This is a genomic window from Nostoc sp. KVJ3, from assembly GCF_026127265.1.
In the GTDB taxonomy this organism is placed as follows: Bacteria; Cyanobacteriota; Cyanobacteriia; order Cyanobacteriales; family Nostocaceae; genus Nostoc.
On the sequence record NZ_WWFG01000001.1, the window covers coordinates 1154189 to 1178441 of the forward strand.

The window sequence follows — 24253 nt, forward strand, 5'->3', positions numbered from 1 at the left end:
TCTTGTTCAATCGGTTCCTTTATTTTAACTGGTAATGTAACAGTCATCCCAAAATCATTTGTAATAGCAACCAAATATTTAAACCAACGATCGCAACAGCAACTAACCAAGCTAAAGATTTTAACCACAAGGGATTCACAAACTCACCCATCAGGCGGCGATTACTTGTAAACATTACCAATGGAATTACTGCAAACGGTAACTGTAAACTGAGGATAACTTGGCTAAAAACTATCAGGCTGCTTGTACTATGTTCACCAAAAATAATGATTGTAATTATCGCTGGAATGATGGCAAGCAGACGGGTTATTAAACGGCGTAACCAAGATGGAAAGCGAAATTGTAAAAAGCCTTCCATAACAATTTGTCCTGCCAGAGTTGCAGTTAGTGTTGAACTTTGCCCAGAGGCAAGTAGGGCAATGCCAAAAATGGCACTGGCAAAACTAACTCCTAACAATGGTGAAAGTAATTTATAAGCGTCCTGAATTTCTGCCACATTCTGATTCCCAGAAAAATGAAATGTCGCAGCAGACACAATTAAAATGGCTGAGTTGATAAATAGTGCTAAGGATAAAGCAAAAGTTGAGTCAATTGTGCCAAACTTAATCGCTTCCCATCTTTTTTTTGTATTAGGTTGCCAATCACGAGTTTGCACAATTGAGGAGTGTAAATATAAGTTGTGAGGCATCACTGTCGCCCCTAAAATACCGATAGCAATGTAGAGCATTTCTGGATTCTCTAAAATCTCTTTATTAGGCAGATATCCCAACAAAATCCCCCCCATATCGGGGCGAGAAAACAGAATTTCTGCTGTAAAACAGATACCTACTGTTGCTACTAGCATTATTACCAAAGCTTCTGTATAGCGAAAGCCTTTATGTTGGAGGAATAATAATACCAGAACATCCAGCGCAGTGATGCAAACACCCCATATCAAGGGAATACCGAATAAAAGTTGCAGTGCGATCGCACTTCCTAGTAGTTCTGCTAAATCACAAGCTGCGATCGCAATCTCACACAGTACCCACAAACTAAAGCTTACCTTTGGACTGAAATACTCCCGACAAGCCTGTGCTAAATCTCGTCCCGTAGCCACTCCCAAACGTACACATAACGATTGCAGCAATATTGCCATCAAGTTAGATAGCAAGATCACTGTTAATAAACTATATCCAAACTTTGATCCCCCCGCGATGTCTGTTGCCCAATTTCCCGGATCAATGTATCCCACTGAAACCAGATACCCCGGCCCTGTATAAGCCATCATCTTGCGCCAAAAGCCTGACCCGTTAGGGACTCTAATACTACGGTGAACCTCTGGTAAGGTAGGTTTGTTTTCTGGGGAAGCCATTTACTTTGCCGTTAAATCTTCTCATATTCTTTTCATAATGTCATAAAATATAGGATATACATCAACCTTTAGGTAAATATGGATGAATTGCTTGGGGTAGTAATCTTTATTCTTTTTAAATTAATATTTAAACTCTAGATGTGGGTAGCTCCTCAAAATTTCTTCCGTGTGGATTCTATTTATCGATCGCTAAATATAAGATGCATACAATCATTAATAAGTCAACGAAAAAAGCTTGGGCAAGTGCGATCGCCGAACCAGCAAAAGAATTTTCTCTTACGCAATTGCCGATTCTCTCTGGCAAAATCCCCGATGGCTTACGTGGGACACTCTACCGTAATGGCCCAGCACGGCTAGAACGTGGTGGTAAGCTTATGGGACACTGGTTTGATGGAGATGGGGCAATTCTCGCTGTCCATTTTACCGATGCAGGAGCCACCGCAGTTTATCGCTACGTGCAAACCGTTGGCTACAAAGCAGAAACCGCCGCAGATAAACTCCTCTACGGCAACTATGGTATGACTGCACCAGGAGCTATTTGGAATCAATGGCTCAGACCAGTAAAAAACGCTGCGAATACTTCAGCGATCGCACTTCCAGATAAACTATTAGCACTGTGGGAAGGTGGTAAACCCTACGCCTTGAATTTGCAAACTTTAGAAACCTACGGCGAAGATGATTTAGGAGGGCTAAATAATGGATTAGCCTATTCTGCACATTATAAGCGTGACAATCAAACAGGGGAGATTTTCAACTTTGGTATCACTCCAGGATTAAATGCCAAACTAAATATTTATAAGAGCGATTCCACTGGCAAAATTATCCAAAAAGCAGCATACTCTCTTGATGGAATATCAATAGTGCATGATTTTGTTTTAGCAGGACAATATCTTGTATTTTGCATTCCCCCGGTGCGGCTGAATTTTTTTCCTGTACTGCTAGGAACAAACTATAGTGATGCACTAGAGTGGAAACCTAAACTAGGAACTCAAATTTTAGTCATCAATCGCCAAACATTATCTCTAGTAAGCCGTAGTGAAGCCGAACCTTGGTTTCAGTGGCATTTTGTCAACGGTTATCTAGATGCTAGTGGTTCACTGATTGTAGATATTGCTCGCTACGAAGACTTTCAAGTAAACCAATATTTTAAGGAAGTACCTACAGGGAAAACTCACACCCCTGCTCAAAGTACACTAACACGAATACATCTTCAGCCCCAAACCGCCAAAGTTACGACCATTGAGCAAGTCTTAGACCGACATTGCGAGCTACCAACTGTACCGCAGCAAAACGTGGGACAAGCCTCTCGCTATACATATTTTTCTTCATTCCAAAAAGGAACAGATATTAGCCAAGAACTAGTAAATGCGATCGCTCGCTTTGATTACCAAACCGAAACCCTTGTCGAAGCAAACTTCAAAGAAAATCTCTATCCTTCAGAATCACTATCTGTTAAAGATACCCAAAACCCTAATCAAAGTTGGGTTTTAACAGTAATCTACGATGGTAATTCTCATAGTAGTGAAGTTTGGATATTTGATAGCGATCGCCTAAACGAGGAACCCGTCTGCAAACTTGGATTACCGAGTGTCATTCCTCCTGGTTTCCACGGCACTTGGAATCCTGCATAAAGGAAAATTTCTAGTTTTGTCCAGTATGGTTTAATAGATATCTCCGAAAAAGAATGTAGAGACGTAGCACTGCTACGTCTCTACAAGGGTTGTGGATAATGCATATTTACTTTCTGGAAATGTCTAATCAAATACGATTTATATCATGTCCGCCAAATTACTTACGGTATGTCATTGCGATCGCAACGAAGTGGAGCGAAGCAATCACCAGGACTCTGCGTCGCGAAGCGTGTCCGAAGGACTTATGCTTGACTCCGTACCCTTCTCCTTCGGAGACGCTATTCGCGTTCGGGTTCTCCAACGGAGTACGCAATGACAAGTGTTTAACCGGACATGACATTAGCTCGACTTTATCCATTTTTTTCGCAACGCGATCGCTATCGCTGAAACCTGTGTGGGATAGTAGTTTTACTTTTTGAACTTGATCTATGCTCTGTGACGTAGAAAAAGTATTTGCCAAAAAGCCACGATTTTTGCCAGATAAAGAAACCGAGTTCTTAATTTTGGATAAAGTCGAGATTAGAGGTTGTTTGAAAAGTGATATCTGTTTTGCCCATATCACGTAAGCTGATAAAAATGTAAAATTAATAAAGATTAAATAAAGTCAGGAACGATCGCCCCAAGTCGGGGGATCTCGCGCCAAGAAAGATGAAGATTAAAAAAAAAGAAATATTCTGCGCCAATCACTGACGGTTTTTCGCTACAGTGGACGGGCTGTAAGCTTAGTATGGACTACTAGCCGATCGCTTACTATTCTTTTGGCTGGTTTAACAATAGTTGCTGGTCTTTTGCCGGCGGCAATATCTTACATCAGTAAGTTAATTGTTGATGCAGTGGTATTTGCATCTCAAGTTAACTCACAAAACAATGGTTTTGTCAATATTTATCCTTCTCTATTTTATGTAGGATTAGAAGCGATCGCTGTAATTCTCCTCGCAGGTAGTCAACGGGGAATCCTCATTTGTCAGTCGTTATTGCGGGCGCTAATGGGTCAGCGCGTAAATGTACTGATCTTAGAAAAGGCGCTGACACTGGATCTTAGGCAGTTTGAAGACTCAGAATTTTATGACAAATTGACCAATGCCCGACGAGAAGCATCAGTTCGTCCTCTTTCGTTAGTAAATCGTACCTTTGGATTGGTGCAAAATGCCCTTTCCCTCATCACCTACGGAATTTTGTTAGTAAATTTCTCAGTTTGGGCGGTGATAGTACTAATTTTGGCAGCTATGCCTGTATTCATCGCCGAAACTAAATTTGCTGGAGAAGGCTTTCGCTTGTTTAGTTGGCGTGCGCCAGAAACTCGTCAACAAAACTACTTAGAAAATCTCTTAGCAAGGGAAGATTTTGTCACAGAAGTCAAACTCTACCAACTGGGAGAGATGTTACTAGGACGTTATCGCCATCTGTTTCATCAACTCTATGGCGAAGACCGCGATTTGACTCTGCGCCGGGGATTGTGGGGATATCTCTTCAGTTTAGTCAGTACCGGGGCTTTTTACCTAGCTTATGCTTGGATTGTCTTGGAAACAGTTCGAGGTAAGATTTCCTTGGGAGATATGACAATGTATCTCACTGTGTTTCGCCAAGGACAATCTACTTTTTCTAATGCCCTCACTTCTATTGGAGGGATGTATGAGGACAACCTATATCTATCAAATCTCTACGATTTTTTAGAAGAGGAAGTACCAAAGTCTTGGGGTAACGCAACCATTGGTTTAAATCCTCAAGATGGTATCCGTTTTGAGAACGTATCATTTACTTATCCAGGAAGTTCCAAGCCAGCGTTGAGAGATATTTCGCTACATTTGAAACCGAGAGAGAAACTGGCAATTGTCGGTGAAAACGGTTCCGGTAAGACTACCTTAATTAAACTCCTGACTCGACTCTACACCCCCGACTCTGGGCGAATTTTTTTAGATGGCTTGGATTTGCAGGAATGGGATGTGGATGTGCTGCGTCGTCGCATTGGTGTAATTTTTCAAAACTTTGTCCGCTACCAATTCACTGTGGGGGAAAATATTGGCGTGGGGGATGTAGAACATCTCGAAAACAAAACTCGTTGGCAAACTGCTGCTGAAAAAGGCATGGCGCAATCTTTCATTAGCCAATTACCCCAAAGCTTTCAAACTCAACTTGGTCGTTGGTTTAAAGGAGGACAGGAACTTTCGGGGGGACAGTGGCAAAAAATTGCTTTGTCTCGGGCTTTTATGCGATCGCAAGCAGATATCTTAGTTTTAGATGAACCAACATCAGCAATCGATGCCCAAGCTGAGTTTGAGATTTTCAATCATTTTCGCGCTATTACTCAAAATCAGATGGTACTTTTGATTTCTCATCGCTTCTCGACGGTACGGATGGCTGACAAAATCTTAGTTATAGAAAATGGCAAAGTTATAGAACAAGGAACTCATGAAGAATTATTACAGCTAGGCGGACGTTATGCCAAATTGTTTCTGTTACAAGCAGCCGGTTATCAATAGCTAAGGTGGCTAACAGTTACTTTTAAAATCAACATCAGCAACATTACTTCTGGAACCGTCGCTACCTGATAGCGGTTCCCATTCAAATGTGGTGCAACATCATCTCGTAAGGTGTAGGGGCAATTCATGAATTGCCTCTACGGGTGTACCTCACATAAATGAGAACCGCTATATACTTTGACCTATATGGTAAAGTCATCATTGGTAACGTCATGCTACTCGACAAAAACCTGATTAGCGCGATCGCAACTGATGATACTCCCATTTTTAACGATGCACAAACAGTCAGAATAAATCGTATTTGTGCCTGTTGCGGAAGTCCTCTAAATAATGCCCAATGCCCAATGCCCAATTCCCAATTTGTTGTTTCGCCAACTTGGTTATTTGAACATCTACAAGATTCGCAAGTCGTTATTGTGGATTGTCGCTTTTCTCTAGCGGATCCACAATTAGGACAACAACAGTACCAAACAAGCCATATTGAAGGGTCATATTACCTAGATTTGAATCAGGATCTTTCCAGTCCAGTGGGTAAACATGGCGGGAGGCATCCTTTACCTAACCCCAATGATATAGCTAAAAAATTTGCAGCCATTGGGGTTAATTATCAAAAAACTCTGGTTGTAGCTTATGATGATTCGCGCTTTGCCTTTGCTGCTCGTTTATGGTGGCTGTTACGCTATCTTGGACATCAGCAAGTAGCAGTATTGGATGGAGGCTTTGCTGGATGGCAAAAAGCTGGATATCCGGTTACGAATGCCGTTCCTCAACCCCGAATGGGTACGTTTTTAGCTGAAGTACAAACAGAAAAAGTGGTAGATATTACGGCCGTGAAAAACCGGAAAGATAGCCACAATGTAGTATTGGTAGATTCGAGAGAAAGCGATCGCTATCGAGGTGAACGAGAGCCAATTGATAAAATTGCCGGACATATCCCCGGTGCAGCCAACTATCCCTGGCAAGAAGTTACAGACTCGAATGGCTACCTACTACCTCCATCAGAACAACGCTGTCGGTGGGAAAAGCTAGAAACAGCCGAAGAAATCTTGGTTTATTGCGGTTCTGGCGTTACTGCTTGCGTAAATTTACTGTCTTTAGAATTAGCTGGTATTAGCAAGGGTAAACTTTATGCTGGTAGCTGGAGTGATTGGATTTCCTATTTATAGTGAGGAGTTAGGAGTTAGGAGTGAGAAGTTAAGAATTAAAACTCCTAACTCCTAACGTACAGACGCGATTAATCGCCTCTCTCCGATCAAAACCGACCTAATTGCAAATTATAATTAACACTGAAGAACCAGCCATCAAAATCAATATTTTCGGCGCTTGAACTGCCTAAACTCACTCCAGCCTGAACATTCATATTAATGGTATCGGATATTTGGTAATTTAAATGCCCGAATATCCGATGAAATTGGTCTTCTCGATCGCGCTGGGTAAAGTCTGATAAGTTCACCTGGTAGTCAATACCAACCTGGAGAGGCTTTTGCAAGTAGTAGTTCAGAGACACCCAAAAGGAATTGATGATTCGATCGCGACTTGGGGGGTCAGCAAAATTTACACTCAATTCGTAAAAGCTTTCTAGCGTTAATTTTGGAGTTAAGGGATCTCGCCGTCCTAAAGACAGTTGTAGGGAATTCTCATTTAAAAAGCCATCGCCGTCTTTAAAGCTATTAGGGCGATCGCTATTGCTGGCATAAAATAACTGTTGGTTGCTAAAACTGATATCCCCGTACATTTGCGGGGATAGCTGCTGGTAAAGATTGAGATTGAATATCACCTGGTTGTAATGGTATTGTGACTGATTCATATAACGAATCACATTGCCATCAATTGAGCCGTTTAAATAAGTCTTAGATCCCAAAGGGAAATATGCAGAGGTTAGTGTCAGTCCAGAAAAAATTAAACCATCTTCTATTGGACTATTCTTTGACGAAAAAATGTTATTTGTCTCGAAGTAACCTACATGGGCTTGTAGATAGCCTATGGGTTTAAACTTCACTACAGGTTGTTCTGTCTCTGGTGGTGGCTGCTGTTCTAGAGGTCTTAACCGCACACGCAACCCCAATTCGCGATCGCTATCAGAGTGAGATGGCTGTTTTGGCGATCGCAATAGCTGCATTAGCCTCTCTAGTCTTTGGGACTGATTTATTTGAGGTGGATTCAACAATTGCTCTTTTGAGTCTGGAGGAGATATAGGTAAAACACTTGGCTGTGATTCTAGTTGTGGCGCTTCATTTTGCTTTTGACTATCCCCAGGTTCTCCGGTTTTGTCTGGGGCTGGAGTTGTTTGGGGTGTTTGCTGTGCCACATTTAACGGCATCTGGGAGTCAAAAGGATGCGACTCACTAGACTGCTTGCACAAAGAGTTAATTACCTTTTGCTTTAACTTCTGACACCGCCAATCGGTTATATATTGTATGCTTACTACATTTTTAGAACGCCAAATATTTGTATTTGCAGATTCTACCGCATCTACTCTAATGCAACACCAGCTTCCACCACTTGATGCTAAAAAAATACAAAAAAACAAACTCTTCCAGTTATTGAGTCGCATTTGGTTAGATCGCGTCAATCGTATTTGGCAAATGTATACTTACAAGCTATGTGGAAAGTTCCAACTCAGGAGATGCAATTGAGTGCATCTATTTTAGCTTTGTAGGTATATACTGAAGCTACAAACTAAAATTACCGTCTTTCGGATTTTTCTCCAGATTTTTTGCAACCCTGAGATGATTCAATTATGCTCCCTATAAATAAAATAAACATATAATTCATTCGCTGCCAATTTTATCTATTAGTATAGATAATTTTCCTAAATAAACTCGCCATAACAATTATCAGCAACTTAAACCTTTTAATTTTTTAGTATTAGTTGAAATCTCGAAGTTATCAAGCTATGTTTTATAAATCGTTTCCATTGTTAGTGATTGGTTTATGGGGAATTATAGTACTGCCTTTGCCAAATAGGGTAAGTGCTATAACTCCTTTAACACGAGCAGAAATTCAAAACCTCCGCAACTTGGTACAACTGATACCCAGAGACAGGCAGAAGAAGCGTCCTGCACGCAAATTAGATGCAATAATTCCTGGTGATGGGTTAGCAACTGGTCGAGCTTCCTTAGCGGAGTTACGCTTTAACGATGGCTCTTTAGCGCGAGTTGGGGAACAGGCTATATTTCAATTTTTACCAAAGACTCGCAGCTTTAGATTGTCAAACGGAACAGCATTACTGCTGATCCCACCAGGTAGGGGGCAAACACTTATACAAACGCCAAGCGCAGTAGCAGCAATTCGTGGTTCAGCATTATTTGTCCGCTACAACAAACAAACAGATACCACGATTGTGGGTGCGCTGACAAATAGCGGCATTGAAGTTTCTAACAAGGAAGCTTCTCAAACTCAGGTGCTGCAAGCCGGACAGATGATGGTTATAGTTAAAGGCAAATTTCAGGGCTTATACGATTTTGATCTCAGAAATTTTTATAAAACTAGCGATATGGTTCGGGGACTTGATCTAACTAGGCAAAATCTTACACCTACGGCCGATCCAGCGATCGCTAGCGTTCAAGCTGAAACTGCTGCGGCTTTGAACGCACAGTTGCCCATAACTGGCGAGGGAGTAGTTGAAAACCCATCTTTTGCAGAGCTAACTACTACTTCAACTTCATCTAGCAATGAGATTATTACAAATGATTCTCTAATAGAGCCTATAAAAGATAATTCTCTATCAAATTCCTTTGAGGATATAGGACAAATTCTATCAAATACTGAGCATCATTTTGGGAGAAATGGTAGTAATAACCCTGGTGTCAATTCTATTAGAATCCCAACACCTCCAAGTCCCCCAATTCAGCCGACAACGCCCGTTGTTGGTTCGGGAACTCCAACTATAACTCCTCCAGAAACAACGCCCGGTGGCGGTTCGGGAACTCCAACTACAACTCCTCCAGAAACAACGCCCGGTGGCGGTTCGGGAACTCCAACTACAACTCCTCCAGAAACAACGCCCGGTGGTGGTTCTGGAACTCCAACTACAACTCCTCCAGAAACAACGCCTGGTGGCGGTTCGGGAACTCCAACTACAACTCCTCCAAACGTTAGACCGGGGACAAACTGAGCCTAGACCAACATTTTGTAGACTGAGGTTTTCCAACGTAGCAGGAACATAGATTTATATCCGACACTAGAGACAGAATGATAACAAGTGTTAACTACTGCCTTTGGTGTTACCAAAGCAAAAAGTAATATACCCTACGACCACAAACATCTGCTAACGCTAGATTAAATCAAGGACAGGACTTACACAGGGCTGACCGGATATCCTTATATAGTTCAATAAAATTCTGTGTGTAAGTTCCCAGAAACTAACTTTTTGCTAGAGAGAACATAAATTTATGACTTTTGATTACGACCTGTTTGTACTTGGTGCGGGTTCTGGAGGTTTGGCGGCTTCCAAACGGGCAGCTAGCTATGGAGCAAAAGTAGCGATCGCGGAATATGATTTAGTTGGTGGGACTTGTGTAATTCGTGGTTGCGTTCCTAAAAAACTTATGGTATATGGCTCTCACTTTCCTGCACTGTTCAGTGAAGCCGCGGGCTATGGCTGGAAAGTAGATAATGCACAGTTTGACTGGGAATATTTTATTACATCTATAGATAAGGAAGTTCGACGACTATCGCAACTACACATCAGCTTTTTAGAAAAAGCCGGAGTGGAACTAATTTCTGGTCGCGCCACATTACTAGATTCCCACACCGTAGAAGTTGATGGACGCAAAGTTACAGCAGACAAAATTTTAATTGCTGTTGGGGGTCGTCCCGTCAAACCAGATTTACCAGGGATGGAATATGGCATTACCTCTAACGAAATCTTTCATCTCAAACAACAACCAAAACACATTGTCATTCTTGGCGCTGGTTATATTGGTACAGAATTTGCCTGTATTATGCGTGGTTTGGGTTCTGAAGTCACACAAATTACCAGGGGTGAAAAGATTTTGAAGGGGTTTGATGAAGACATTCGCACAGAAATTGAAGAGGGAATGACAAACCACGGAATTCGGCTGATTAAGAATAATGTGGTAAAAGCAATTGAACCCGTGCCAGAAGGATTTAAACTAACTTTATCAGGGGAAGACCAAGAACCAGTAATTGCCGATGTGTTTTTAGTGGCAACTGGCCGAACTCCTAATGTAGATAAACTAGGCTTAGAAAACGCTGGAGTTGATGTTGTCGCTAGTTCTATCGAAGGGCCAGGATACACAACCACAAATGCCATCGCAGTGAATGAATATAGTCAAACTAATCAACCGAATATCTTTGCCGTTGGTGATGTCACAGATAGAATCAATTTAACTCCCGTCGCCATTGGCGAAGGTCGCGCCTTTGCAGACAGTGAATTCGGCAATAACCGCCGCGAATTCAGTCATGAAACTGTTCCCACAGCCATATTTTCTAACCCAGAAGCCGCAACAGTAGGTTTAACAGAAGCCCAAGCACGCGAAAAACTCGGTGATGGCGTAACAATTTATCGCACTCGCTTCCGCCCCATGTATTACACTTTGACTGGTAAGCAAGAAAAAACAATGATGAAGTTGGTGGTTGATAGCAACACTGACAAAGTGCTAGGCGCTCACATGGTGGGTGATAGTTCAGCTGAAATTATCCAAGGTGTAGCGATCGCACTCAAGATGGGCGCAACTAAAAAAGACTTTGATGCCACCGTTGGTATTCATCCCTCAACAGCCGAAGAATTTGTCACAATGCGGTAATACCAACTCTTGTACAGACGCGATGAATCGCGTCTCTACTCCTAATTCTTGTACAGACGCGATTTATCGCGTCTCCTAAAGCTTTGCAATATATATATCTTCACGGTTTCGCTTCTAGTCCTAATTCTGCAAAAGCACAGGATATAGGCGATCGCTTTACCCAAATTCATACAAAGCTAAAAATTCCCGATTTGAATGCTGGTGATTTTTCGCAGTTGACAATCACCCGTCAGCTTGCTCAAGTTGCCGCAGAATTCAGTAACGATTCTACACCAATAACGCTAATTGGCTCAAGTTTAGGTGGTTTAACCGCCGCCCACTTAGGACAGCAATATTTACAAATACAACGTCTTGTGCTGCTAGCACCAGCTTTTGGGTTTTTATCCCATTGGTTGCCCAAGCTAGGCGATGAAGAAGTACAACGTTGGCAGCAAGAAAAATATATTATGGTCTACCACTATGGAGAGAAGCGATCAATTCCTTTAAGTTACGATTTTGTTACAGATGCTGCCCAATACCAAGAAAAGCTTTTACAACGTCCTATCCCCACCCTGATTTTGCATGGGAAAAAGGATGAAGTTATTCCCATCGAAGCTAGCCGTGACTTTGCGCGTTGCCGTTCTTGGGTGGAGTTAGTCGAACTTGACAGTGACCACGCTTTGGGTAATGTTATGGAAGAAATTTGGCAGACAATTCGCCTCTTTTGCCAGTTACCTTGAAGTTGTAAAATATTAGACTCATACCTAACCTAATATTTTTCAGTAAGTAAGTCGGCATGAAAATTTCAATGTATGTCATTGCGAATGTAAAGAAGTGGAATGAAGCATAAGTCCTTCGGACACGCTTCGCGAACACAAAGGTCTTATCAGTAGGTTGGTTTAAATAAACCTAACTATGTAACGAAATATAAAAACCCTGAAGCCCTTGTGATTGCTTTACTTCGCTTTGCTGTATTCGCAATGACATAGTTATAAATTTTCCCACCCACCTACTTAGTTTTTACATTCTGTTACCTGGTTAGGTTTATTTGTACTGACTTACTCAATTGACTTAAAATCCAAAATCCAAAATCCAAAATCCAAAATTGATATGCTTCCCTTCATCCGGTCAGATTTAGCCCAATTTACCGCCTATAAACCCCACCCCAGTAGTGATACAGCTGATTCTGTCCCCATACAGTTAGATCGGCTGGATACAAATGAAAGCCCTTATGATTTACCACCTGAGTTAAAAGAGAAACTAGCTTGGACGTATCAGCAAGTAATTGAAACAAATCGTTATCCTGATGGTGGACATGAAACACTTAAGGATGCGATCGCAGAATACGTCAATGAATCAGCCGCCCTCCCGCTATCCAATACTGCTGCCAATATTTCTGTAGGCAATGGTTCAGATGAACTAATCCGTTCTTTATTAATCGCCACCTGTCTAGGAGGAGAAGGTTCAATTTTAGTTGCCAATCCCACTTTCTCCATGTACGGAATTTTGGCAAAAACTTTGGGCATTCCTGTAGTGGCGGTGGGGAGAAATGAAACAAATTTTGAAATTGACTTAAAAGCTGCACAGTCTGCGATCGAACAAACTCAAAATCCCCCCATTCGCGTAGTCTTTGTAGTACATCCCAATTCGCCGACAGCCAATAGCTTAACAGCGGCAGAGTTGACATGGTTAAGAAGTCTCAGTCAGGATATTTTGGTAGTAATTGATGAAGCTTACTTTGAATTCAGTCAAACTACCCTAGTCGGTGAATTAGCACAGCGCCCAAACTGGTTAATATTACGTACTTTTTCTAAAGCCTTCCGACTGGCATCTCTCCGTATTGGTTATTGCGTTGCTCATCCCGAAGCGATCGCCATTTTAGAAAAAGTTCGCTTACCTTACAATCTCCCCAGCTTTTCCATAGCAGCAGCATTACTTGCTTTACAAAACCGCCCACTTTTGCTAGAGTCAATTTCCCAAACCCTGAGTGAACGAGCCAAACTCATCGAAATCTTATCTCAACAACCAGAATTACAAATTACCGCAAGTAATGCTAACTTTATTTACCTACGCCTGAAACTAAATGGCTTAAATTCAGAAGATGCGGCATTAAAAACTCTCCACCAGAAACTTAGGACAATGGGCACTCTTGTGCGACACATTAGTGGAGGATTGCGAATTACTGTCGGGACAATAGAAGAAAACGCCCGTACTGTTAATCGAGTCCAAGCTGCTTTGGCAGATTTAGAATTTTAGTCAGTAATTAAAGCGGTTGTCCATTTCACTGCCCAAACGACGTACTATTCCTACTGTTTGTGGCAGCACACCGACTAAAAGAGCAAAAGCAACATCCGGCAAAAGAGCCACTATTTCTGGTGGAAAGTATTGTTCAAATTGATCGAGAATTTTCTGAACTCGCTGCCCAGGCACTGGGTTTTCTGTAATTTGTTTGATCAATCGAATCCACTGTCGCCTAATCAAGTAAGCCTTCTGGCGTTCTTCATTAGATTCAGGAGTTAATAAAAACTGATTAGACAGATTACCTATGGGCAGTGCCCTTTGGCAATCACAATCGTAATCCCCACCTACAGCAGCCCCAGGCCCAGCAAACTCTGCATGGTAGCGTTTAAAGAGAATTAATCCATTCCGCCTACGACTATTGACGATGAAAACTTCTCCACTGTGTAAACGTGTAAGGATATCCGAGCCTTGCGATTGCTCAGTTCCGTCTTGCATGACAATAGAGTCAAGGAAACGAGTTTCAGGGTAATAAGTTGATACCATAGAGGTTTGATAGCGCCGATGCTGTTCGCTATCCATGTTTTTTAAACTTTCAACGAATTTGGTAGTAGTATGCACTTTTAAAACAGAATTAGCTCTTATGTCAAATCAGGTTTTTGAATTGTTTTCTTATCAAGAGTCTTTTGGTCAATTTAACTAGGATAGTAATAAATACGCATTGTTTAGTAATCGAGTGATTATATTTTATGAGATATAACTAGATTTGTCCCCAAATTCCGAGAGTGTTTTCTTAAAGTTTTTATAAAGATGAATATCTTAATTACAAAGTTCTTATGAGGGATCGCTGATTTCCTGATATTAATCGGATAGCCATATTTTATTTTAAGAAATTTACTTATCTATACAAAGTACTCTAATTTTGTTTTTTTATTATAAATTAAACAAGACAAAAATTTCCATTTAAGTGAAGTTTTCTAAAGTTATATTTTGATTAATACAAGAAATAAGAATATCCGTAAAAATCTAAATAAAATATATCCTTCAAGAATTATTATTAAAGCTATATATCCAGCTATTTAGCTACATTTAGCTCATATTAGCTGATTTTTCTGACTAGGTTAGTTTCTCCTCTGAGTACCTATATAGATTGTAAATTTTCTCTAAACTAAACTAATTACAATATCAAAATTGCCAAAAATTTAGATAGTAGAATCTGTACTCAAACGTTTGTGTAATAGCATCTGGCTTGAGCGTCCTAGTAAAAATGCATTCCAATTCGATTCTACTTTATGCACTCGATATCCCACCTTGAAATAAAGTTGTCTTGCCTGATGGTTATTTTCCAAAACGTGGAGATATAAGTCTTGAAATCCCCACTCACGAGAGACTTTTTCACAGCTAGTCAGTAACCCTGAAGCCACGCCATGTCTACGATATTTTGGGTGAACCGCTAAATTAGATAAGTAAGGAAAACCCATACCAGCTTGGCTCCACGAATCACTGTAACGTACACCTAATTCCACACTTCCTACTAAATTATTAGCGACACCATTAGTAGCTTCAAAGGCGACTAAACAAATATGACGAGGTGGAGGTGACACCATCCGATGTCTTAAATCTTCGTAAATACCCAGACGTAGCAATGGAAAAGCCCATCCCCACATACCCTTTTGGGAGTGAAAGCTTTCAGCAATAATTTGAGCAACACCGATTAAATCAGCAGATGTAGCTGTGCGAATTTGAAATTGGCAGCAAGCTGGATCGATTGGCTGTTGCTGGCATGGATAAAAAAACCGATATTTCAAGGCTAGTTTAGTATTGATTTTATTGAACGAAAATTTTCTCAAGCCCCTCAAACACTATTTAAACTCAGTAAAAACCTTATATCTACCCGGCAGACTCAACTGACATTAAGATTGCTAATTAGCTTGTGCTGGTGGAGCATACAAAGTTTTACACTTTAGTTTCGGGTTTTATAACATTTTTGAAAGAGTCTTAGAGGTTACAGCTTCATAAATCTACAATCTTTAGGTTCAGTAGGTTCAGGTGCATCTCTTGCTTTAGATAGGGGGTATATTTCAGTCTGCTTACCACAAAAACATCTGTCAACTGGCACAGGTTAAGGTAAATGGGCAGAAAAATAGCATAACCTGCCAATAGGCAGCAACTACAAAATTGTTAGGTAAGTACACCAACGGCAAATTCTGGTTTTAACCCCCCTTACTTGCAGTACTGAAATTGTTTTTGCAATTGCTGCTACGTTAACACGACTTTGCTACCTTGCTACTAAGTCATAGGAACAAGCTGTACAGCCACTGGGGTAAGGATCTGCAAGGTTCACTAATTTCATAAGACCCAACTTTTCAATTACCACCACTTGTCTTAATGATAGTTCTAATTGCTAAATTAGAAGGAGGTGTTTGTCTAATAGTATACTTTGGCTGTTAAATCTTATTATTTTGATATTTCTGACTCTACCATGACTACCATAAATAAAATTTACCTGCAAGTGTTATTACAACTGCTCCGTGGGGAAAACTTAATATGCAGCTTCATCTGGTTTTTTCAGCTAGCTATGAGCGCTGTATGTAGTATCAGACCATTACTCACAGGAGATGGAGGAAGATTTGGCTAGCAAGCATCGACTTTATACCCTAAAACTGACTATGAAAGCAATTAAACTGTACCAAAACAAACGGTAATAGGCATAAGCCACTGAGATGAATTACTGTGAGTAAACCCTCCCACACTCAGCAGTCATGTAGCCAAGCAGCCCTATTAGTCGAAATGCTCTGCTCTTACCTGACTCAGAAAAATCCTTACCTGATCAGATTATTCTTTATCCGACTGCCGTTGCAGCAGGAAAGCGGTGCATGAAATCCCAAGCAAACAGTAAGCCTAAAATTTTGGTTGTCGATGATGAGCCAGACAACCTTGACTTGCTTTACCGCACCTTCTATCGCGACTATAAGGTGCTAAGGGCAACCTCTGGCCCTGCGGCCCTCGATCTGCTAGCTCAAGAGGGAGAGGTCGCGGTGATCATCTCCGATCAGCGAATGCCGATGATGAGCGGTACAGAATTTTTAAGCCTGACAGCAACTCAATATCCAGATATTATCCGAATTATTTTAACTGGCTACACCGATGTCGAAGACTTGGTGGAAGCAATCAATGCTGGCAAGGTCTTTAAATATGTTACTAAACCGTGGGAAGCTGAGGAACTTAAAGGAGTGGTACGCCAAGCTTTGGATACCCACAACGTCCTCAAAGCCCGCACCCGTGAACTTACTCGCACACTTCGACAAGAGTCGCTGCTGAATACCGTCACAAATACAATTCGTAGTGCTTTAGACTATCGCCAAATTTTGCAGGCAATTGTAGATACAGTGGGCCATATGTTAGAGGTGGATGTCTGTCTGTTGCGTCCCTTCCAAGATGAGCAGTTAACGGATAAAGGATTTATTTATCAGAAGACTCTTTCTGAAGAAGCAGGGGAACACACATCAGCAGAGGGACTTCCCCTCTCTCCCTCTAACCCTCTGCCTCTTTTAGCTCAGACGGTGTGGGAAACCCGCGAAGTCCAGGTAATTCATGATGTAACTGATGATGAGCGCATTCACGGTGATACACCAGAAATGCACCAACGTGGGGAAGCTTTTATTGCTGCTAACATTTGTTCTAGTTTAGTTGTGCCATTGATCTGTCAACAAGAACTGATGGCAGTGCTGGCACTACACCAGTGTTCTGTACCTCGCTTTTGGGGAGAGGATGAGGTGCAGCTAGTGTTGATGGTAGCGGATCAGGCAGCTTTAGCTTTGTCTCAAGCTTATGCTTACGAACAAGTACGGGCCCTTGCCAAGCGAGAAAGCTTAATTAATACGATTACTAGCGCGATTCGCTCTAGTCTAGATCCCCAAGATATCTTTGCGGCGATCACTCAACAACTGGGACAAGCCTTACAAGTCGATGGCTGCGTCCTGTCTTTGTGGACAGAAGAAGATGAGTTTGTTGAGTGTGTGGGTTTGTATGACAGTTTTCAAAATTTGGAAAATTTGCGGCACAGCCCAACCCAGGCATCGCTACCCCCAGACAATCATTCAAGCAGCAATCATCACTTAACAGCTCCGAGATTGCCCTATTCTGAAGCATCTATACAGGAGAATCCAATTCTTCAACAAATGCTACAGACACATGAACCTGTGGTAATTGGGAATGTGAGCCATTCTCCCTCAGATGTGCAGGGTTTTGATTTGCCGTTAAAAATGCCAGCGCGATCGCTTATGTTTGTACCATTGTTGGCTGATGGTAGATGCATCGGTAGTATTACGTTGCATGAAGGCAAAAAAGTACGCCAGTGGTTGCCGTCTGATATCGATTTGGCGAAAGCAGTAGCAGCTCAAGCAGCGATCGCTGTGCAGCAGTCACACTTGTATGAAAAAACTCGCCAACAAGCTGAACGCTTACTGGAATTAGACAAACAAAAAACCGAATTTTTCCAAAATATTTCCCATGAGTTTCGCACACCGATTACCTTGATTCAAGGGCCTTTAGAGTCGGCGGTGCTGGCTGGTGAAGGATTATCTTACTCTCAAAGTGCGATCGCTCTGCGTAACTCCCGCCGCCTCCTGCGACTGGTAAATCAACTCCTAGATTTACAACGCCTGGATGCAGGGAGAATGCAGCCGAGTTTCCATCCCTGCGATTTAGTCGAATTTGTCAGCCAAATTGTCGAATCTTTTCGTCCCTACTGCGAGAAAAAGAGACTGCATTTGGCCACCCAGTTAGATGAATGCTCTCTGGTGTACTTGGACATGGAAAAATTTGACAAGGTGATTTACAACCTGCTGTCAAATGCCATGAAGTTTACTCCCGAAGGTGGGACGATCAGTGTCAGACTAAAATCTGAAGGCGATCGTTGCATATTGCAAGTACAAGATACGGGAATCGGTATTGTTCAAGAACAAATTCCCTACCTATTTGAGCGCTTCCGTCAAGCTGAAGGTTCAGCAAACCGATCCTATGAAGGCAGTGGTTTGGGTTTAGCCTTAGTTAAAGAATTGGTAGAATTACATGGTGGCCAAGTCACTGTGGAATCAGTTTACGGTCAAGGTACTACCTTTAGTTTGTGGCTTGTGACTGGAAATGCTCATTTACCAAAACCGCAAGTCCTAGAAACAACTGTCGAATTGAACACGAGCCGCGCTAGCGTAGAATTAGCTGATTTAGAACTGGTAGAGCCAACAACAGAGAATATTGTAGATATTACAAGAAACTTCTCCCCCAGTATTGATACTCAAGACTCAGCATTTAAGACTCAACACTCAATTTTAGTTGTAGATGATAACCCAGATTTGCGAACCTATGTGTCTGAGATTTTCCGTCGTAACGGCTATCATGTACAGACAGCTCGTAATGGTTATGAAGGTCACAGCATAGCTAAGGAAATTATACCCAACTTAATTGTGACTGACTTAATGATGCCCTTGATTAGCGGACTTGAGATGATTCAGATGATCCGCAAAGAAGAGAAGTTAAAAGGGATACCAATCATTCTGTTGACAGCAAAAGTTGACGAAGAAACCCGCATCGAAGGTACAGAACATGGAGCGGATGCTTATTTAGCAAAACCATTTAACGATCGGGAACTTTTGGCGGAAGTTCGCAATCTCTTAGCACTAAAGGAAAACGAGCGGCGAATCGTGGAGTTAAATACTTATCTAACAGAATCGGTACTAAAGCGCTTTTTGCCGGCTGCATTGGTGCAAAAAGCTGCAACCGGAAATTTAACGTTAGATTTACGCCCAGAACCACGCTTAATTACAGTTTTGTTTAGTGACATTGTGGGTTTCACACAGCTATCAAATACTCTGAGATCCCGGCGAGTTGCAGAGTTGCTAAATGAATATTTAGAAGCCATGACCAAAGTTGTCTTTAGCAATGGCGGCACTGTAGATAAATTTATGGGAGATGCTATTTTAGCTTTATATGGAGCGCCGGAAGAACTAACTCCCAACGAACAGGTGCGTCGTGCTATTAATACTGCAAGAGCAATGCACCGCTCACTAGCTGACTTGAACCAGCGCTGGCGAAACCAAGGTGTATTCGATGGTGACAGACTTACTAGCGTCCAGTTTCGCTGCGGTATCCACCAAGGTACTGCTGTTGTGGGGATGTTTGGTAGCGCTGAACGGGCTGATTATACTGCCATTGGCCCAAGTGTGAATATTGCTGCAAGGTTGCAAGCTGCTGCTGTTCCTGGTACTATCCTGGTTTCTGCTGCTGTGGCGGATTATTTGCAGGAAGAAGAAATTACCAAAGGTAGTCCGCTAGAACTTAAAGGAGTAGATGAAACAGTCTTGACCTTTGCCGTTACACCAGAGGTAATGGTTAATCGTTAAAATTTAGAATCGCACTTTAGAGCATTAGCAATGAATAAGACTGCCTAATTGATCTCCAGTTTGTATAATATGACACCATTGGTTGCAGATAAAACCCCAATTCCAGCCAAAGTCTGGAGGCGACACAGTGACCCACCAATTTTGTGGATCTCTGTCGTTATGGGTTCAATCTCTCTGCACTTGCTGGCCTTCTGGATGATCCGCTCATCTCAGTTTAGCCGTTTGTGGCAGCAGTCAAATCAAGCTAATATTCCAATTGAAGTTGTAGAGGTTTATTCTGAGGCAAAACCAAGAAGCAGAAAAGTTGCCTCTGAACCAAAGCTAGTCTCGCCCAAGCAACCATCCACAATTCAAAAGGTACAGGCAGTAAAGTTACCAAAGCAAGTAGTTCTAAAAGATAAGTTAACAGCAAAACCTGTTCCTAGCGGTCAAGATAGAAGTGCAATAGCATTGACAAATAATAAAAATGCGATCGCTCAACAACGTCAGCGTCAACAAGAACTTGCTCAACAACGTCAGCGTCAACAAGAACTTGCTCAACAGCGTCAGCGTCAACAAGGACTCGCTCAACAGCGTCAGCGTCAACAAGGACTCGCTCAACAACGTCAGCGTCAACAAGAACTCGCTCAACAACGTCAGCATCAACAAGAACTTGCTCAACAACGTCAGCGTCAACAAGAACTTGCTCAACAGCGTCAGCGCCAACAAGAACTTGCTCAACAGCGTCAACAAGAACTTGCTCAACAGCGTCAACAAGAACTTGCTCAACAGCGTCAACAAGAACTTGCTCAACAAAATGGTTCACCCCTACAGGAACCACGCACTCAAACAGGACATGCTCCACGAACTGAAAATGACGGAACTACTGCACAAACTCACACGAGAGGGGGAATAATAGTTAGCTGGATTCCTTTAACCCCATCTCAACAGACGATATTAATGAGAACTGATTTACCGAAGGACATCAAATTACCTGAACTTGCACAAAGCACAAAACAAGATTCTACAATTTCAATCCCAGGAGACACTGGACTGAAGGCGGGGAATTTTTTATTTAGCTTAATAATTGAGGCAAATGGTGTATGTTCAAAGGCTGTATTATTGCCAGATCAGAATATATCACCGGACGAAAAGGGTATATATGAGCAATTCGCCTTTCAGGAAGTTTGTCAAAAAAATAGATTTAATCCTGCCTACGAACTCGCCGATCAGACAAAAAAACAAGCAAGCAACCTACTTGTAAGGTTTAAAATCCAACCTGCCAATTCCAACTAGATGCTTGAATTTTTCCAAAAGCTGTGTTATACTTAATAAGTTGGAAATTTGCGGGTGTAGTTTAGTGGTAAAACTATAGCCTTCCAAGCTATTAATGCGGGTTCGATTCCCGCCACCCGCTTAGAAAAAATTCTGAAATGTGCTTGTAGAGTGCAGTTTAATCAAGCCTATTTTCAGACACCTGTTTTGAAAAATTGTACTAAGAATCCTGACCAACTAACGGTAACAGCAAGCGGCTAACTACCCGATTATCTGGTAATTGATAGAAATTTAACTCTCCTCCTAATTCTTCCATAAGGTTTTGGCAGATCAGTAGATGTAAAGCTGGTGGTTGGTCAAGTTTGGAGGGAGCAAGCACATCTTTAGGTGAATTTTGATGTAGTTCTGTGAGTAGCTGTGATTCGATCGCACCGTTGTATGTAATGGACAGTTCTAAGGATATCTGATGTTCAACGCTTGCACTTGCAGAAGACTGCTTTGGATTTACGGGTTTTGACGCAGCATCTAAACGGCGACACCAAATGTCAATTCTGCCGCCGATTTGAGAACGGTTACAGGCAGTAACCAATAATTCATGGATAATTAATTCAATTTTGACAATATCACCAGCGATCGCCATTGCGGATTGAGAGCTTGAACTAGGAACACCTCTAGCTAACGAGGAGTTCTTTGACGATTCTTGCTCATCAATTGGTTGTCCTAAGCCATGTACACCAATCCACAGCTTTTGTTGTTTGAGTAAAATTTCGATCCGTTCGAGCGATCGCTTCAGTAAACTGGCTATGGGCATAGTTTCCCAACTGAGATGTAGCTGCCAGTTTTCAAGTTTTAGCATACCACTCATGGAGGTGGCTGTGTGGTCTAATTGTCTGAGCAATAGCTGGTAGCGCATTTGAGTCAGTTCATTAGCAGGAATACCTAAATCATGTATTTGTTTTAGGGATAGCGCGGTGATTCGTTGGATTTCCTCTAGGCGACGATGTTTGTACCAGTTGAGTTGTCGTAATTCGTCTGTTGTAGACTCTAGAAGTCGGTTAATTTGCTTTTGACGACGCCACCAAGCTAATAGAGAAATCAGAGTTGCGATCGCATTGAGGTTTTGTTCTGACCAGCGACGCTCTTGATAGTCTGCTAACAATACTACACCTGTAATTTCATAATCAGCATTCGTACGTAATGCCATCACCAAAATTTGACCTTTGTCTGGAGTATTTAACCATTTCCGAGTTTCTGAGGGTAAATTATCCACCTTTAAAGTCAGGTAACTCTCCGTAGCAAGTGCCCACTGAATTAAGGCTTCAGCCTGGATAGAAATAGATACATCGGCAAAAATCCCAAATTGAGTATTGTCAATCACTCCAGGGATAATTTCTGCCCAACTTTCACCAGGCGACCAGGATAGCAGTAGTGCTAGAGGACAACCCAGAATCGATGCTATTTGTTCGAGTGCTGTACGTTCTAAATGCTTTTTCTCGACCTCGATTTTGCTATTCTGAGTTTGTGTCAGGATGTTTAAGCACTGCTCAAATGCCTGGGAAGTTTTTTGCTGCTGGGTAGTGCGGTTATGTAATTGCCACTGACGAATAATGACACCAATCTGTTGACTAACAGCCCAAAGTAATTGCTTTTCCAGAGTTGTCCAAGAACGATGGGTTTCGTGAGTAATGACTAAAAGTGCTGTTGGTATATGACTTTGAGTGCATTTACAAATAAGTAGCGATCGCACTCCACTTTCTAGTAAAGACGGCCGCCAGTTAAAAAAGCGTAAATCTTCATCTAAGTTCTCAATTTCCACCGCTTCCGTTGAACGTTGCAAAAGCTGCCCATCTAAGTCTTTGAGAGGATTCAGGGTAAATGTCAACGGTCGGCGATTATGGGGCTGATTTTGGTAAATAAATTGATAATTATTTTGCTCAGGATCGTACTGCAATAGCAGAAAACGGGTGGCTGTTAGTCGAGCTACAACTCTTTTAGCACAGCTGTGTAGAGTTTCGTGGAGGTCATGTTCGCTATAAATACCTTGGGCAACTTGACTAGTTAGTTGGGCATCCTCTTGAATCTGTTTGATAGTGCTTTCCATGCTTTCGTTAGGTGCAATTAGGGAGATTAAACCAGCCACACCCTGAACGAAATTTTTATCTGCCTCTGTCCAAATTCGAGGTTCACTGCTTTCTACCGCCAGAAAACCGAGTAAGTTCTTTTGCCAGATAATCGGAGCCGCCAGGAGCGATCGCACCTTCAAGCGTTGCAGCAATTTTGCTGTAAAATGGCTTTTTAAAGAACTACGGGCATCGCCAATGGAGACAATTTGATTAACTGCTAAAGCATAATAAAAGTCGCTCAAGTCTTGTACAGTCATTCCCGGAGCTTGCTGAGTACTGGAATTGCGATCGATTTTCACCAGCTGATTGCTCATCCGACACCAAAAGTAGCGCCCTTCCCGCTCAAACCAGTAAACGTTTGTCCGACTGGGGGAAACAAATTTATGAGTTGCTTGCACTCCTGCTTCCAGTCTTTGATTAAGGTTACTGAGGCTGCGTAAATTTTCAAGTAATTCTAATAATGGTTCATCGGTTCGTTTGGTTTGCTTCTGCTGCTTATGCATCTCCTGTTGATAAAGCACTGCTCCCAATTCACCTAAAACCATCATCAAACGCGCTTTTGCTTCTCCTGTCAGTAGGTAGCCCCACCGATCTGAACCTAGTAATAGCAAACCCAAGCAACGGTCTTTATAGCGAATTGGTAAAATAATCGTTCCTTGGATGTGCAATTTTTCGGCAATTGTTCGCCATTCGGCAGCGCGAATTTCAGTTTGCAAATCAGCTATGCCCAAGGGATGCTGTTCAATCACTACTTGCTCTAATAAATCCCCAGGACTGAGAACAACCCTTTGGTATAAAAAGCTTGTGTCGCGATCCGGTGTAATACCGCCTTTGCCGAATAATATGTGATTTAGGCGATCGTAAAGAGCGATCCAAATCAGTCTATAGTCAAACTGTTCCTTAAGATAAGAAATAGTAGTTTCAATCAGAACGTCAACATCATCTTCTTCTCTGAGGGTCTGGAGAACGCGCCCCAAGGAGAGGATCTGCTGTTCGGCGGCTATAGGTTTTTGCGGCTGCCCCAT

Annotated in this window: 16 protein-coding genes and 1 tRNA gene; 11 read left to right on the forward strand and 6 right to left on the reverse strand. The window is 41.9% G+C overall.

Annotated features, from left to right (window positions below):
• Positions 1 to 43 precede the first annotated feature (43 nt).
• A complete protein-coding gene (locus GTQ43_RS04770) occupies positions 44 to 1351 on the reverse strand; it encodes an Nramp family divalent metal transporter (protein ID WP_265271116.1) in 1308 nt (435 codons plus the stop codon).
• A 200-nt stretch (positions 1352 to 1551) separates the two neighbouring features.
• Between GTQ43_RS04770 and GTQ43_RS04775 the strand changes: the two genes are divergently transcribed.
• Positions 1552 to 2982, forward strand: coding sequence for a carotenoid oxygenase family protein (locus GTQ43_RS04775; protein ID WP_265271118.1), 1431 nt, complete (start codon positions 1552 to 1554; stop codon positions 2980 to 2982).
• A gap of 671 nt (positions 2983 to 3653) precedes the next feature.
• Complete coding sequence (locus GTQ43_RS04780) at positions 3654 to 5462, forward strand: ABC transporter ATP-binding protein (RefSeq protein WP_265273668.1); 1809 nt, start codon at positions 3654 to 3656, stop codon at positions 5460 to 5462.
• On the opposite strand, the gene GTQ43_RS04785 is transcribed toward GTQ43_RS04780, so the two are convergent.
• A complete protein-coding gene (locus GTQ43_RS04785) occupies positions 5456 to 5590 on the reverse strand; it encodes a hypothetical protein (RefSeq protein WP_265271119.1) in 135 nt (44 codons plus the stop codon). The genes GTQ43_RS04780 and GTQ43_RS04785 overlap by 7 nt on opposite strands.
• Positions 5591 to 5806: 216 nt before the next feature.
• Between GTQ43_RS04785 and GTQ43_RS04790 the strand changes: the two genes are divergently transcribed.
• Positions 5807 to 6628: a sulfurtransferase gene (locus GTQ43_RS04790; RefSeq protein ID WP_265273669.1), complete on the forward strand. Its 822-nt coding sequence runs from the start codon at positions 5807 to 5809 to the stop codon at positions 6626 to 6628.
• Between the two features lie 86 nt (positions 6629 to 6714).
• Here the strand turns inward: GTQ43_RS04790 and GTQ43_RS04795 are convergent, their stop codons facing one another.
• The gene (locus tag GTQ43_RS04795) at positions 6715 to 8016 is read right to left on the reverse strand and encodes a hypothetical protein (RefSeq protein WP_265271122.1); all 1302 of its coding nucleotides are present in this window, start codon (positions 8014 to 8016) and stop codon (positions 6715 to 6717) included.
• Positions 8017 to 8358: 342 nt separating this feature from the next.
• Between GTQ43_RS04795 and GTQ43_RS04800 the strand changes: the two genes are divergently transcribed.
• The 4 genes from GTQ43_RS04800 to GTQ43_RS04815 all read left to right on the forward strand — a co-directional run bounded on the left by GTQ43_RS04800 (position 8359) and on the right by GTQ43_RS04815 (position 13468).
• Entirely contained in the window at positions 8359 to 9579 is a 1221-nt protein-coding gene (locus tag GTQ43_RS04800) for a FecR family protein (RefSeq protein ID WP_265271123.1), read from the forward strand.
• A 277-nt stretch (positions 9580 to 9856) separates the two neighbouring features.
• A complete protein-coding gene (gene gor, locus GTQ43_RS04805; protein WP_265271124.1) occupies positions 9857 to 11233 on the forward strand; it encodes a glutathione-disulfide reductase in 1377 nt (458 codons plus the stop codon).
• Positions 11234 to 11316: 83 nt separating this feature from the next.
• Complete coding sequence (locus tag GTQ43_RS04810; protein ID WP_265271125.1) at positions 11317 to 11952, forward strand: YqiA/YcfP family alpha/beta fold hydrolase; 636 nt, start codon at positions 11317 to 11319, stop codon at positions 11950 to 11952.
• Positions 11953 to 12322: 370 nt separating this feature from the next.
• Entirely contained in the window at positions 12323 to 13468 is a 1146-nt protein-coding gene (locus tag GTQ43_RS04815; protein ID WP_265271127.1) for a histidinol-phosphate transaminase, read from the forward strand.
• Here the strand turns inward: GTQ43_RS04815 and GTQ43_RS04820 are convergent, their stop codons facing one another.
• Together GTQ43_RS04820 and GTQ43_RS04825 are read right to left on the reverse strand one after the other, a co-directional pair.
• Positions 13469 to 14032, reverse strand: coding sequence for a hypothetical protein (locus GTQ43_RS04820; protein ID WP_265271128.1), 564 nt, complete (start codon positions 14030 to 14032; stop codon positions 13469 to 13471).
• Between the two features lie 620 nt (positions 14033 to 14652).
• Entirely contained in the window at positions 14653 to 15258 is a 606-nt protein-coding gene (locus GTQ43_RS04825) for a GNAT family N-acetyltransferase (protein WP_265271130.1), read from the reverse strand.
• Positions 15259 to 16183: 925 nt separating this feature from the next.
• On the opposite strand from GTQ43_RS04825, the gene GTQ43_RS04830 reads away from it, so the two are divergent.
• From GTQ43_RS04830 to GTQ43_RS04845, 4 genes are all read left to right on the forward strand, one after another.
• Entirely contained in the window at positions 16184 to 16330 is a 147-nt protein-coding gene (locus tag GTQ43_RS04830; protein ID WP_265271132.1) for a hypothetical protein, read from the forward strand.
• Positions 16327 to 19851: a response regulator gene (locus GTQ43_RS04835; RefSeq protein WP_265271133.1), complete on the forward strand. Its 3525-nt coding sequence runs from the start codon at positions 16327 to 16329 to the stop codon at positions 19849 to 19851. The genes GTQ43_RS04830 and GTQ43_RS04835 overlap by 4 nt, the downstream gene beginning before the upstream one ends.
• A gap of 69 nt (positions 19852 to 19920) precedes the next feature.
• Entirely contained in the window at positions 19921 to 21126 is a 1206-nt protein-coding gene (locus tag GTQ43_RS04840) for a hypothetical protein (protein WP_265271134.1), read from the forward strand.
• 50 nt (positions 21127 to 21176) lie between these two features.
• Positions 21177 to 21247: transfer RNA gene (locus GTQ43_RS04845), tRNA-Gly, on the forward strand.
• 78 nt (positions 21248 to 21325) lie between these two features.
• Here the strand turns inward: GTQ43_RS04845 and GTQ43_RS04850 are convergent.
• Positions 21326 to 24253, reverse strand: coding sequence for a GAF domain-containing protein (locus GTQ43_RS04850; RefSeq protein WP_265271136.1), 2928 nt, complete (start codon positions 24251 to 24253; stop codon positions 21326 to 21328).